Origin of the sequence: Aurantimicrobium sp. MWH-Uga1 (assembly GCF_003325955.1) — a bacterium.
Classification (GTDB): Bacteria; Actinomycetota; Actinomycetes; order Actinomycetales; family Microbacteriaceae; genus Aurantimicrobium.
The window spans coordinates 550,532-564,409 of record NZ_CP030929.1 but is presented as its reverse complement, the minus strand read 5'-3'; the positions used below and the strand labels follow the sequence as shown (position 1 = coordinate 564,409).

At 53.7% G+C, this 13,878-nt stretch carries 8 protein-coding genes; 3 read left to right on the top strand and 5 right to left on the bottom strand.

The window, feature by feature from the left end; translation table 11 throughout:
* Positions 1-41 precede the first annotated feature (41 nt).
* Genes ligA through AURUGA1_RS02890 form a run of 3 tightly spaced genes read right to left on the bottom strand, consistent with a single transcriptional unit; the run spans position 42 to position 4,527 of the window.
* Positions 42-2,165: an NAD-dependent DNA ligase LigA gene (gene ligA, locus AURUGA1_RS02900; protein ID WP_114128798.1), complete on the bottom strand. Its 2,124-nt coding sequence runs from the start codon at positions 2,163-2,165 to the stop codon at positions 42-44.
* Positions 2,162-3,286, bottom strand: coding sequence for a tRNA 2-thiouridine(34) synthase MnmA (mnmA, locus tag AURUGA1_RS02895; protein WP_114128797.1), 1,125 nt, complete (start codon positions 3,284-3,286; stop codon positions 2,162-2,164). Before mnmA ends, ligA begins: the two co-directional genes overlap by 4 nt.
* Before the next feature lie 44 nt (positions 3,287-3,330).
* Positions 3,331-4,527 carry a cysteine desulfurase family protein gene (locus AURUGA1_RS02890; RefSeq protein ID WP_114128796.1) on the bottom strand — a complete coding sequence of 399 codons (1,197 nt, stop codon included), beginning with the start codon at positions 4,525-4,527 and terminating at the stop codon, positions 3,331-3,333.
* 98 nt (positions 4,528-4,625) lie between these two features.
* Here AURUGA1_RS02890 and glgX point away from each other — a divergent pair, with 98 nt between their 5' ends.
* From glgX to glgB, 3 genes are all read left to right on the top strand, one after another.
* Positions 4,626-6,674: a glycogen debranching protein GlgX gene (gene glgX, locus AURUGA1_RS02885; RefSeq protein WP_240187385.1), complete on the top strand. Its 2,049-nt coding sequence runs from the start codon at positions 4,626-4,628 to the stop codon at positions 6,672-6,674.
* Between the two features lie 36 nt (positions 6,675-6,710).
* On the top strand, positions 6,711-8,711 hold the full coding sequence (locus AURUGA1_RS02880; protein ID WP_114128794.1) for an alpha-1,4-glucan--maltose-1-phosphate maltosyltransferase: 2,001 nt from the start codon (positions 6,711-6,713) through the stop codon (positions 8,709-8,711).
* A 98-nt stretch (positions 8,712-8,809) separates the two neighbouring features.
* Positions 8,810-10,975 (top strand): 1,4-alpha-glucan branching protein GlgB, encoded by a 2,166-nt coding sequence (gene glgB / locus AURUGA1_RS02875; RefSeq protein ID WP_371412369.1) that lies wholly within the window; start codon positions 8,810-8,812, stop codon positions 10,973-10,975.
* Here glgB and AURUGA1_RS02870 read toward each other — a convergent pair whose 3' ends face one another.
* Positions 10,976-11,962 carry a tetratricopeptide repeat protein gene (locus AURUGA1_RS02870; RefSeq protein WP_114128793.1) on the bottom strand — a complete coding sequence of 329 codons (987 nt, stop codon included), beginning with the start codon at positions 11,960-11,962 and terminating at the stop codon, positions 10,976-10,978. It lies immediately after the preceding gene.
* Positions 11,962-13,752, bottom strand: coding sequence for a hypothetical protein (locus AURUGA1_RS02865; protein ID WP_114128792.1), 1,791 nt, complete (start codon positions 13,750-13,752; stop codon positions 11,962-11,964). Before AURUGA1_RS02865 ends, AURUGA1_RS02870 begins: the two co-directional genes overlap by 1 nt.
* Positions 13,753-13,878: the final 126 nt, after the last annotated feature.

Genomic DNA, 13,878 nt, shown 5'->3' with positions numbered 1-13,878 from the left:
CGCGATTCACTCGTGGGGCTCAGATCATTACGCCGGGAAGTCTAGACCGCTGCCGGGCCGCCTTCTAACAGTCTCTTGAAACCTGCAGCATCCAGCACTGGTATGCCCAGCTCTTCGGCCTTCGTGAGCTTAGATCCTGCCCCTGGGCCGGCAGCGACAAAGTCTGTCTTCTTTGACACGCTCGATGCTGGCTTACCGCCAGCAGCAATGATGGCTTCTTGTGCACCTTCACGGGAAAATCCCTCGAGAGAACCTGTAGCAACGATGGTCAAACCTGAACAAGGGCCATCGATATCTGCAACCGCTCCAGGGCCCGCATGTCCTGGAATTTCAAACTGAACACCAGCTGCCTTCCATTGCTGGATGATGTCCTGATGCCAGTCAACCTCGAACCAGTTCTTCAGCGACTCAGCAATGATGGTTCCTACGCCATCGACAGCAGCCAGCTCGTCGATAGTGGCTGCGCGAATGGCATCCAGTGAACCGAAGTGGTTTGCCAGTGCTCGCGCTGCAACAGGTCCCACGTGGCGAATATTGAGCGAAACTAGCAAACGCCACAGTGGCTTGGTCTTGGCTAGCTCGAGGTTGGCGATGAGTTCAACCGCGTTCTTAGACTCTGTGCCGTCAGCGTTGACGAAGTAGGGAACTTTTTTGAGATCTTCTAGGGTCAACGCAAACAGGTTGGCTTCGGTTTCTAGCGGTGGCTGTTCGCCATCCTTGTGGTTGGTCAGTGCCGTGGCAGCAACTTCACCAAGACCTTCAATGTCGAGGCCACCTCGTGAACCGATGTGTTCCACACGGCCACGAACCTGGGCGGGACAACTCTTCTGGTTGGGGCACCGCAGATCAATGTCACCTTCAGATGCAGGTGCGAGTTGTGCGCCACACTCAGGGCACCCTTCCGGCATGACGAAGGCACGTTCCGTGCCATTACGGAGTTCGATGACGGGGCCGAGAACCTCAGGGATGACATCTCCTGCTTTGCGGATGACGATAGTGTCACCGATGAGTACACCCTTGGCTTTGACGACGTCTTGGTTATGGAGGGTGGCGAACTCAACAGTGGAGCCAGCTACTTTGATGGGCTCGACGACCGCATAGGGCGTGGCCCGCCCGGTGCGACCCACACTGACTCGAATATCAACCAGTTTGGTGTTGACCTGTTCTGGTGGATATTTGTAAGCAATAGCCCAACGAGGTGCTCGAGAGGTGGCACCCAGCTCACGCTGGGTGGCCATGTCATCGACTTTGACCACAATGCCGTCAATTTCGTGCTCAACAGAATCCCTGGCTGCGCCCATTTCACGAATGAAGGCAGCAGCATCTGCTGCTGAATTCACCACGCGATAGTGGGTTGAAGTGGGTAGTCCCCAACTCTTCAAGAGTGCATACACTTCAGACTGGGTGGGAACAGGTGCGTCTTCCCACGCGCCAATACCGTGCACCAGCATTGCTAGTGGGCGTGTGGCGGTCTTTTCCGGATCTTTCTGCCGTAATGAACCACTGGCTGCATTGCGAGGGTTAGCAAAAACCTTCTCTCCTGCCTGTGCAAGTTCAACGTTGAGTTTCCTGAACGCTTCAACCGGGAAGAAGATCTCCCCACGAACTTCCACCAGTGCAGGGTGCCCTTGCCCGGCAAGACGCGTGGGAATGGACTTGATCGTCAACACATTTGCAGTGACATCTTCTCCAACAACACCATCACCTCGGGTTGCAGCAGAAACGAGCACACCGTTTTCATAACGAAGGTTGATGGCCAAGCCATCTATCTTCAGCTCACAGAGGTAGCTGACCTCACGCCCGGTGTCTTTCTTGATGCGCGCAGCCCAGTCCATGAACTGTTCTTCGGAGAAGACATTGTCCAGACTCATCATGCGCGCTGCGTGGGTTACAGGGGCAAAGAGTTCAGTTGCTTTCCCTCCCACGGAGAGCGTGGGGCTGTCTTGGCCCTGGAGCTCTGGATAGAGAGCCTCGATTTCTTCGAGACGGTGAATCAGTGCGTCGTATTCGACGTCCGCTATTAGGCTTTCGTCTCGCTCGTAATAGGCATCACGGGCATCCAAGATTTTGGAAGTGAGCTCTTCGGCTTCGTGTTGTGCCTTTTCAAAGTCACTAAGTTCTGGAACGATTTCTAAATCATCACCGAACAACGCATCCCCACTCATGTGGAGACCTTTTCAGTGAGAACCGTGTTGAGATCGCTGACAGTGCGAGAAATTGTGAACTGACCCAATACTCTCGTGCCCACATAAATGACAGCTGTTTGCCCGGCTGCGACGGAGTTCAGTGGGGTGGTCGGACGAACGACAAGTTCGTCACCAACCAACTGAGCTATCGCAGGAACTGGATCTGCGTGAGCTCTGATTTGAACATCAACATCAAAAGCAGTTTCAGGGTTTTCTTGCGCCTGGCCACACCAGGTGTAACTGGTGCCTGCAATCTCAGTGATGTCGAGTGCTTCGCGAGGGCCAACCACGACGGTGTTGGTCTTGGGGCGAATTTCAAGGACAAACCGAGGCTGACCATCGGGGGCGGGGGTTCCAATGTGAAGTCCCTTACGTTGACCAATGGTGAAACCAGGAGTTCCTTCGTGGGTACCGAGCTTGTTGCCTTCAGTGTCAACGATGTCGCCCTCACTGATACCGACTTTGTCTGCCAACCAGCCTCGAGTGTCTCCATCGGGGATGAAACAAATGTCATGACTGTCGGGCTTTTGCGCAACGCTCAAGCCACGCTGTGCAGCTTCGGCGCGGATGAGATCCTTGGACGGGGTATCCCCTAGAGGGAACATGGCGTGAGCTAACTGCTCACTGGTGAGGACACCAAGAACATAAGACTGATCTTTGGCCCAGGCACTTGCCCGGTGGAGTTCAAGATTTCCGTGAGCATCTGGAACAACGTTGGCGTAGTGGCCGGTGCACACGGCATCAAAACCTAATGCCAGCGCTTTCTCCATCAGGGCAGCAAACTTGATCTTCTCGTTACAGCGCATACAGGGATTTGGTGTTCGCCCTGCCTGATATTCGGAAATGAAATCTTCCACCACGTCTGATTTAAAGCGTTCTGAGAAATCCCACACGTAATAGGGAATTCCCAGGAGTGTGGCAGCACGCTGGGCGTCCATCGAATCCTCGATGGTGCAGCAACCTCGAGCTCCAGTGCGGAGAGTTCCTGGCATGCGACTGAGGGCAAGGTGAACACCCACAACGTCATGACCAGCTTCCACAGCGCGCGCAGCAGCAACGGCTGAATCCACTCCACCACTCATCGCCGCTAAAACACGCATAAATCAAGTTTAAGCCGTGTGGCAGTGCCCTAGCTGACCAATGCCTAGGAAGTGGTGCCCGCCTTGCGGGCGCGCTCATAGGCCTCGGGCAAAGCAGCAAAGAATTCTTCGAGTTCTTCCTCGGTAGTGCTGTGACCTAGCGAGACTCTGATAGCAGAAGATGCTCCCTTTTCGTCGTACCCCATGGCGAGTAATACGTGGGAAGGCTGGGCGACGCCTGCCTGACATGCAGAGCCAGTCGAGACGGAGACCCCCATGGCATCGAGCAAAAATAACAATGAATCACTCTGGCACCCAGGGAAAGTGAAGTTGACATTGTTATCGAGGCGGTTAACTCGATCACCACTGAGGATGGCGTCCGGAACCAATTCCTGCACTTTCGCAATAGTCAGATCACGCAGTGTGCTCAATCGTGTGGTTTGCTCAGCAAAACCTATGTCAGTCATCAACGCGGCAATAGCCATCGAAGAGATGGCTGGAGCATCGAGTGTTCCGCTGCGCAGACCACGCTGCTGTCCCCCGCCATGAATAAGCGGTTCCAGCTGGGCGTGCCTGCTGGCGATGAGAAGACCGACACCGGGCACGGAACCGAACTTGTGACCAGAAAGACTCATTGCAACAAGACCTGTTGCTCCTTCTGCACCTGTTTCTTCACGCAGCTGAGCAAAGTTGATGGGGATATGGCCAAAAGCAGAAACCGCATCGATATGGAGAGGAACCTTGTGTTGTGCGGCGAGCGCTGCCACGTCCACCGCGGGCTGGATGGTGCCAACTTCGTTATTTGCCCACAACATGGTCATCAGAGCTACAGCACTACCGGCACGCTCGAGAGTCTCTGCAAGTTCATAGATATCTATGCGACCCAGACTGTCGACGGAGATCCACTCGAGTACCGCACCCTCATGCTCTTGCAACCACAGGACGGTGTCTAAGGTGGCATGGTGTTCAGCTTCAGGAACAATAATGCGATTACGCTTAGCGTCCTTCTCGACAGATGCCCGAAAGAGTCCGACTAGGGCGAGGTTGATTGATTCGGTTCCACCAGAGGTAAAGATGATTTCGATAGGTTCACACCCGAGCACAGTAGCCAAATATTCCCTAGCGTCTTCAACAAGTGCTCGAGCCGCTTGACCGTGACGGTGAACTGAAGAGGGGTTTCCTGCTAGTTCAAGAGCGTCTGTGTAAGCCTTGGCTGCTTCGGGCCGCACTGGAGTGGAGGCGGCATGGTCGAGATAAGCCATGAGTACTCTCCTGTCCTTAAACCAGTGGTTGAACCTATTTTCTGCCGGTCCACCGCGTTCGAAACATACTGGCAATGTATCTGGATAGTCTATTTCGAGTGACTATCCCTCCTGCACTGAACAACCTTGGCGTGCGCCAAACCGGTAACGGTGGCGAGCTCAAGGTGTTTAGTGCGCATGCTGAGGGAATTGACCTACTTGTCTATGAGGCACCCGGTAGCAACCACATTGCTGAACGCCATTCTTTGAAAAAAGGGAAGGCAGGGGTGTGGAGTACCACATCATCCAAGCTCATCCCTGGTGCTGAGTATTCACTGCAAGCGTGGGGCCCTGCAGGTCCACAAGATTCGTTCTCGGTTGAAGAACTCCTCATTGACCCCTACGCCAAAGGTTTGAGCAAAGTTGGAAACCAGTGGCGCAATGTCGTGGTGGACACCAGCTTTGATTGGGAAGACTCGACCAAACCCCAAACCCCACTTGACCAGTCGGTCATCTATGAAGCACATGTTCGCGGCCTGACCAAGATGCATCCTGGCGTTCCGCTAGAACTGCGCGGTACCTATGCCGGTCTCGGTCACGAAGCCATGACGACCTACCTCACTGAGTTGGGAGTAACAGCGGTTGAACTACTTCCGGTCCACACCTTTGTTTCCGAAGAACACCTTCTTCGCCAGGGCCTGACCAACTACTGGGGATACAACACCCTGAACTTCTTTACTCCCCACGAGGCCTATGCCACCCATGCATCTCGTGCGGAGGGACCTTCTGCGGTACTTCGCGAATTCAAACAGATGGTCAAGGACCTCCACGCTGCTGGATTAGAGGTCATCCTTGATGTGGTCTACAACCACACCGCTGAGGAAGGTAAGTTCGGCCCACGTCTGAGCTTTCGCGGCTTAGACAACGCGAGCTACTACCGCCAAACGCCCGATGGTGAATACATCGACACCACAGGGTGCGGCAATTCTTTGAATGCTTCTCAGCCTGTTGTTCAACAACTGATTCTTGATTCGCTGCGTTACTGGGCCGAGGAGGTCCAGGTAGACGGTTTCCGTTTTGACCTTGCTGTGACGTTGGGTCGCAATAAAGACGCAGAGTACGAAAAAGACCACCCTCTGCTCGAAGCTATTCGCACAGACCCCGTGCTCTCCACCACCAAACTCATCGCAGAACCGTGGGATGTTGGCCTCGGGGGCTGGCAGACCGGAAACTTTGCTGACGGCTGGCACGAATGGAATGATCGCTACCGCGATCGCATTCGTAACTTCTGGTTGCCTGATATTGCACAGGCTCGAGAGACCGGCATCGCCCCCACCGGCGTGGGCGGCTTCGCTACTCGGTTAGCTGGATCAAGCAACACATTCTCTGCCGAGCGCGGTCCTGTCGCCTCCGTGAACTTCATCACCGCACATGATGGCTTTACGTTGAACGATCTAACGATGTACAACTACAAGCACAACATCGGTAACGGTGAAGATAACCGCGATGGAACGGATAACAACCGTTCCTTTAACCACGGCGTTGAGGGCCCCACAGATAATCCTGATGTGATTGCTGCACGCCGGCGCACTATGCGTAATTTGATGGGGACATTGCTTCTGTCGGCAGGTATCCCCATGATTACTGCCGGGGATGAGTTCGGTCGCACACAGCACGGAAACAACAATGCCTACTGTCATGACTCCCCTTTGACCTGGGTGAACTGGGAGCTTCAGGAGTGGCAGCAAGACATGCTAGCGACCACCAAACACCTCACAAAGATGCGCCGCGAACACCCCGCATTGCGTCCGACAAAGTTTGGTGTGTTCGGCGAGCGCATTCCCAGTGCCAGCCAAGTTGATTGGTACAACACCCAGGGCGAAATGATGGAGTTGGAGGATTGGGAAGATCCTCACAACCGAACATTGCAGTATGTTGCCGCAAGTACCCCAGAATCTGGTGATTTCAACCGTATTTTGATGATCATCCATGGAACCGAACAACCCACTTCTGTAGTGGTTCCCAAACATGAGGGGGTTCTCTTCTACGAGCCACTGTGGTTTAGCCCCCACCACACTCCTCGAGATGTCCCCGGCGTGCTACGCCCTGGTGAGACATTCAAACTCACAGGAACATCCATTTTGTTGTTCAACGCTGCAAACTCGTAGTTTCCAGAACACACTGCAAGAGAGTAGTTTTCGATTATGGAACCCTCATCCATCGGCCGCATTCCCATTCTCGACGTTCGCCCTGATGTGGGGGTGCCAGAGCTTTCCGCTAAGGCATTCGTGGGAGAAGTTGTGCCCTTCAGTGCAACATGTTTCCGTGAAGGCCATGATCTCATTGGTGTAGCCCTTCATTTACGGAACCCCGAGGGAAAGTCTTCGAGGCTGCAGATGAACTCTGCCGGTCCTGGCACCGACAGGTGGATTGTTCACGCACAACCAGATAAGCCAGGTGCGTGGACTTTCACCATTGAGGCCTACTCGGATGACTATGCAACCTGGCACCACAACGCTGAGGTGAAGATTCCTTTGGGAATTGATGTGGAGTTGATGCTTACCATCGGCTTTGAGCTGTTCAGTCGAGCTTCCAAGGAACCCTCAAGGACTGCAACCCACCGTAAGAAACTGGCGGCCATCGCGGCCACATTGGTAGATACATCTATTGACCCACTGGTTCGCTTTGAAAAATCAAGTGGCGAGGAGGTCGAAGCCCTGCTTGCTCACGCCCCGATTTCTAGCTTAGAAACTTACTCCGCTGAATATCCGCTTCGTGTGGAACGTGTGCGTGCCGGGTATGCCAATTGGTATGAATTCTTCCCCCGTTCTGAAGGTGCCAAGCTCAATAAAGATGGCTCGTGGACGTCAGGGACCTTTCGCACTGCAGCAAAACGTTTACCAGCTGTGGCAAAAATGGGCTTCAACGTTTTATACATGCCCCCCATTCACCCCATTGGCACCATCAACCGTAAAGGCCCCAACAACACCCTGGTAACGAAGCCAGGCGACCCAGGCTCTCCCTGGGCTATAGGTTCTGCAGACGGCGGCCATGATGCAATCCATCCTGACCTGGGTGACTTTTCTGACTTTGCGTTCTTTCTCAAAGAAGCAAAAAAGAACGGGCTCGAAGTTGCGTTAGATCTTGCCCTCCAAGCTGCTCCTGATCACCCCTGGGTGAAAACAAACCCCGAATGGTTTACCACCCTGCCCGATGGCAGCATTGCCTTCGCAGAAAACCCACCTAAGAAATATCAAGACATCTACCCCATCAACTTTGATAACGACCCCGAAGGCATTCGTGCTGAGGTTCTTCGGGTGGTTATGTTCTGGATTTCCCAAGGCATAACCACGTTCAGGGTAGATAACCCACACACCAAACCAGTCGATTTCTGGGAATGGCTAATTGCTGAAGTCAACAGCAAACATCCCGAGATTGTGTTCTTAGCGGAAGCGTTTACTCGCCCGGCCATGATGCAAACACTTGCCAAAGTGGGATTCCAGCAGTCGTATTCTTATTTCACGTGGCGCAACACCAAATGGGAACTGGAAGAATTCTTCCGTTCCATTTCTCATGACACCGCAGATTTCATGCGACCTAACCTTTTTGTGAACACGCCAGATATTCTCACCGAATACTTGCAATTTGGTGGCCCTGCCGCCTTCACAATTCGCGCCACGCTCGCAGCAACGGCAGCACCGCTGTGGGGTGTCTACACCGGTTTCGAGCTCTATGAATCTGTTGCCCGCCCAGGAGCTGAGGAATATATCGATAACGAAAAATTCGAATACAAATTCCGCGATTGGGCTGCCATTGATAAAGCCGGAACGTCACTTGCTCCCTATTTGACTGCGTTGAACGCAATCCGCGCAGAACACCCTGCGTTGGGACAGCTGCGCAACATCTGCATTCAGCGCACTGATGACGATGCCATCCTGTGTTACAGCAAACACTTGGATGCTAAATTCACGGGAACCGGAAAATCCGACACCCTCATCATCGTCGTGAACACAGACCCTCACTCTGTGCGTGAAACCACCGTGCATTTGGATCTGACCACCCTGGGTGCCTCACACGGCGACACCCTCACAGTAACCAACCTGATCACCGGTACCGAATGGACGTGGGGTGCAGATAACTACGTGCGCTTGGATCCTTTCACTGAGCCAGTCCATATTTTGCACGTGAGCGGAGTGAACGCGTGACAGAGAAAAAGCCAACCGTGAAAAAAGCTACAGCCAAAAAAACTGCCACAAAGAAAGCTGCCCTCTCGGATTGGCACACACCCCAGCTAGATGATGGTTTGCTTGCCTGGGTTGCTCAGGGAAGCCATTACGACCCGCACAGTGTGCTCGGACAGCACCTCATTACTGTGGAAGGCTCAACAGACCAGGTCACGATTATTCGCACTCGACGCCCATTGGCATCTGAGGTTATCGCTGTCTTGAGCAGTAAAGCACGTATTGAACTCGCTCACGCAGGCCATGGCATCTGGGAGGGTGCACACACCCTCGGTTTGCAGGATTACACAATAGAAACCCGTTACCCCGACGGTTCGGAGTGGGTTGCAGAAGACGGCTATCGCTTTGCCCCCACCGTCGGTGAGCTAGACCTTCACTTGATTCGTGAAGGTCGACACGAGCGGCTCTGGGAAGTTCTCGGTGCTCGCTATATCGGCCACGGCGGAGTCAAGGGGACAGTTCAAGGAACGGCATTTAGTGTGTGGGCTCCTAACGCTCAGGCTGTGCGCGTGAAAGGAACATTCAACAACTGGAACGGGGACGGGCACTCGATGCGTTCGCTGGGCTCCAGTGGTGTGTGGGAATTGTTTGTGCCCGATGTGCACCCCGGTGAGGTCTACAAGTTTGAAATTCTCACCAAGGCAGGCCACTGGGTTGAACGTGCTGATCCGATGGCTCGGCAAACTGAGTGCCCACCGCTGACGGGCTCCATCATTGCGCACTCCACCTACAACTGGGGCGATAAGAAGTGGCTGACCAAGCGAGCAAAAACTGCTCAACATGCTGCCCCCATGAGTATTTATGAACTGCACGTGGGTTCATGGCGTCAAGGATTGTCCTACCGCCAACTGGCTGATGACCTCATTGGTCACGTTTTGGAAACTGGATTTACCCACGTGGAGTTCATGCCATTGGCGGAACACCCCTACGGCCCTTCCTGGGGATACCAGGTCACTGGCTACTACGCTCCAACTGCACGCTTTGGCGACCCAGATGATCTGAAGTATCTCATCGACCGCCTGCACGATGCAGGAATCGGTGTAATCCTGGACTGGGTTCCCGGCCACTTTCCCAAAGATGAATGGGCTTTGGCGCGTTTTGACGGCCAGCCTCTCTACGAACATGCTGACCCTCGCAAGGGGGAGCATCCCGACTGGGGAACCTACATCTTTGACTTTGGTCGCAATGAGGTGCGCAACTTCCTCGTAGCCAACGCGCTGTATTGGATCGAAGAGTTCCACATTGATGGATTACGCGTCGACGCCGTCGCATCCATGTTGTACCTGGATTACAGTCGCGAAGATGGCCAGTGGTTGCCTAACCAATACGGTGGGCGCGAGAACCTCGAAGCCATCAACTTCCTTCAAGAAGCCAACGCCACCGTGTATAAACACCACCCCGGTGTCATTATGGCCGCCGAAGAATCCACTTCCTGGGGTGGTGTCACCGCTCCCACCGAAGGCGGCGGTTTAGGCTTCGGCTTCAAATGGAACATGGGCTGGATGCATGACAGCCTCGAATACATTCACACCGATCCGATGTATCGGGAGTATCACCACTGGGACATCACTTTCTCCTTCCAGTATGCGTTTAGTGAAAACTTCATCCTGCCGATTTCTCACGACGAGGTTGTTCACGGAAAGGGATCGCTTCTGGCAAAAATGCCCGGCGATCACTGGCAAAAGCTGGCAAATATGCGCGCATATTTGGCATTTATGTGGGGCCATCCTGGAAAGCAACTGCTCTTTATGGGGCAAGAGTTTGGTCAACCCTCTGAGTGGAGCCAGGAACGCTCCCTGGATTGGTGGATTTTGGACCAGCCTGCCCACCAAGGTTTGCAGCGGATGGTGAAGCAACTCAATAGTGTCTATCAGGACACCCCCGCACTGTGGCAGCGCGATAGCGACCCTGAAGCCTTCCAGTGGATTGATGGTGCCGATAACGGCCGCAATGTTGTTTCATTTCTCCGCTATGACGCCAAGGGCAACGCATTAGCTGTGGTGGCAAACTTTGCAGGAAACCCTCACCATGATTTCCAACTTGGTTTACCCTCGGGTGGAGTCTGGGCTGAGTTGTTCAACTCTGATGCACAGGACTTTGGTGGTTCCGGTGTGGGCAATATGGGCAAAGTAACTGCTACTCGGGATCAGTGGGGTTCCTTCGAGCACTCGGCAAGAATCAGCCTTCCCCCATTAGGTGTGCTGTTCTTCTACAAGCCTGCAAAGTAACTAGTACAACAGGTTTGTCAGTCGCATCCGTGCGGCATTGACTACTGGGTCTGTCACACCGACAACCTCAAAAAGCTCAAGCAACCTGGCACGAACGACGTTCTTGCCATCTTGATCCAAGGTGGGAAAAAGCACGAGGAGACGATCAAAAGCGTCCTCGATGTGGCCGCCGGAGACGTCGAGATCTGCAACATCCAGCTGCTGCTCTAGCCCGTGAGGGTTAGCTGCGGCTGCAGCACGAATATCTGCCATCGCTTTGCCTTGCAGACGATGAAGCAGAGAAATCTGAGCTAGACCAGCTTTCGCATCAGCGTCGTTAGGGTTTTGCTTCAGGGCCTTTTCCCACGCTGCAATCGCTGCTGGGTAGTCTCCACGTTCTGCAGCATCAAAGGCATCCTGGTGCAACGGCGGAAGAGCAGGTACTGGTGGCTCTACTGGAGCACCTGCTTCCCCTGCAGGAGCTCCTGCAGGTTTGGCGATGCCCACAACACCGTTTTGTGCGGCAAGTTCTAGAACTTGTTCAAAGAGGTTCTGAATGTCCGCTTGTGCGGCAAGCCCGGCAAAGAGTGGAAGGGGTCGGCCAGCTAACACTGCAGCGGTCGTTGGTACGGTTTGTGCTTGGAAAGCTTGGGCTAGTTGAGGGTTCTCGACGGCGTTCACGCGAACTAGGATCAGGCGTCCCTCAAATGCAAGAACAACCTTTTCCAGAATCGGAGAAAGTTCAGCACACTGGGGAGCTTCGTCTGCCCACAGGTCAACGATGACCGGTACCTGATTAGACAGATCCAAAATGGCAGTGAAGTTAGTATCTGTTCCTTCGAGAACCAATTGTGGAACTGGAACCGAAGTTCCCGCAGAAACTGGCGCAGAGGGTTCACCCGGTGCTCGAGTTCCACCAGCTGTATGCACAGATCCTGGTGCAGGACGGTTTACCAGCGAGCTGAGATCAACCGCGCCACGCAGGTTAGGAAGTGACGGCATCGACATTAGAGTCCCTTTGCTGCAATCAGGCCCTGGGTGTAACCCAGCAGGCGAATCTTTTCTGTGCTGCCAAGTGGCGGAACATAAAAGGCAAGTTGCAACCCATAAGTAGTTTCCACACCTGTTGGCGAAGACGAAGTACCACTCAAGGTTTTAGCTTGACCCTCGAGGCTGACGGATGCTCCGGCTTCAGTGGGCTTGACGGTTTCAATCTCGTTCAAACCGACGGTCACTATGGCACCAGAGTCGAGTGTTGCCAAGCCCATCGGGACTCCAGTTCCCGGTGACTGACTAAATTCAACCGATGCACGACCAGAGAGTGATCCAACTTTTTGGTCTTTATAGGCTTTACCCACCTGCGTGACGAGGGTGTCAGCAGTGAGGTCAAACAAACCGTAATAAGGGCTTGCTTCACCTTGCATCAAGACTGAGCCATATGCGGCAGAAAGTTGGTCGGGGGAAATCAACAGAAGCTTAGAGTCTGGCATAACCAGAGCCGATCCAACATTTGCTGGCGCAACAGTGGGCACTGAGGCATTTGGTTCCAGCGTGACCAAATATTCAATGTGGTAGTTCTCTCGAGGGGAGTTTTGGATCATCATCAGACCCATGGTGGGTACAGAAGGATCTTTCTCGTTTTGCACAACTGCGATGACCTGGCGGGGCCAAGCGTTAGTTGCCTGTGGCATGACAAACGTAATGGGCGAAGCTGCGAGGGCTGGCAAAGCGGGAACTCCGCCGTCAACCTTGCGGATGGCGTAGTTCGCCGCACGAATCTCCTGGGCAGGTCCGATCAAACGGGTTGCCGATAGGTTTGCATCCAGCGTGGAATCTGCCGAAGATACAACGGTAGAAATTTTCTCCAGAATCACACCCAGTTGGCGTTCGGTCACTGCTGGGGGTTCACCTTCGATACCGGGGGTTGGCGTTGCTGAAGGAGTTGATTGTTCAGCAGGTGCCTGTGGGGCTTGGAAAGGGCTGCACGAGCTCAATCCCACAGTCAGCACACCGGCGAGACCCAGCGCCACGAAACTTGAACCTCGTGGCAGTGCACGGCGACCCTTGGTCGCGGCACTGACCAAAGATTGAGGTTTCGGCATACTCAAGCTACGAGGTTTAGGCGGCTTGGGACCTGATCCCCGACGCCTGGGTCCTTGAGAATTGCGGTCATGGCGCAGTGCCCACAAATACAAAATCAGGCCGACCAGTGCCAACACGCCACCGATGATGATGAATCCAGTAGCAAACGGGACAGCGCTGGGGAGCGGCCACGAAATTGTTACATCACCTGGAGCATTTGCCGTTCCATCTGATGCGATGATAACCGACATGCTTTTATCAAGTTCGGTAGGCACGGTCGCAGCTTTTTGTGCGCTGGCTTCACCAAGCCATAAGTCGCTGCCTGCAGGGTTTGTCATGGTTTGTTCAGGTAGTTCAGTCAAAGCAGGATTTTCTGGATCTACTTCCAGAGGCTTTCCTGCCGCAACAACAAACTTGCTCTGGTTTGTCGAATAACCGAGAGCATCAAAGTCGTCTGTTCCAATCCACGCTCTGACATCTGTGGTGCGACCATAACCAACAAAGTTGCCAGCACTAGCACCAGAAACGGTGATGTAGGGGGTGTTTCCGTGGAGAGTAAGAGTCTTACCGTCGATGACCATGTAGGGAGTGTTTGGTTTTACTTCCGCACTAAGGGTGATCATTTCGGGTCCGGAGAAAAATAGTTTCTGGGTTACACCGATGCCAAGCAGAATGGCCGCTACGACGAACACGCCAATAGCAATAATGAACCGCACGATTTGTCTCCTAGTACGTATGCACGTTCATGACACCAGATTTGGTCACCAACGTCACGTTAAGTCCTAATAAAGATACCCGAAACGCGTGAGGGAAACCTGTGAGGGGCTGTTTCCCCTTATTCG

Excerpts from the sequence above, each read along its gene's own strand:
- mnmA (WP_114128797.1), bottom strand. The coding sequence starts at position 3,286 with ATGCGTGTTTTAGCGGCGATGAGTGGTGGAGTGGATTCAGCCGTTGCT.
- AURUGA1_RS02870 (WP_114128793.1), bottom strand. The coding sequence starts at position 11,962 with ATGTCGATGCCGTCACTTCCTAACCTGCGTGGCGCGGTTGATCTCAGC.
- AURUGA1_RS02880 (WP_114128794.1), top strand. The coding sequence starts at position 6,711 with ATGGAACCCTCATCCATCGGCCGCATTCCCATTCTCGACGTTCGCCCT.
- AURUGA1_RS02890 (WP_114128796.1), bottom strand. The coding sequence starts at position 4,527 with ATGGCTTATCTCGACCATGCCGCCTCCACTCCAGTGCGGCCCGAAGCA.
- ligA (WP_114128798.1), bottom strand. The coding sequence starts at position 2,165 with ATGAGTGGGGATGCGTTGTTCGGTGATGATTTAGAAATCGTTCCAGAA.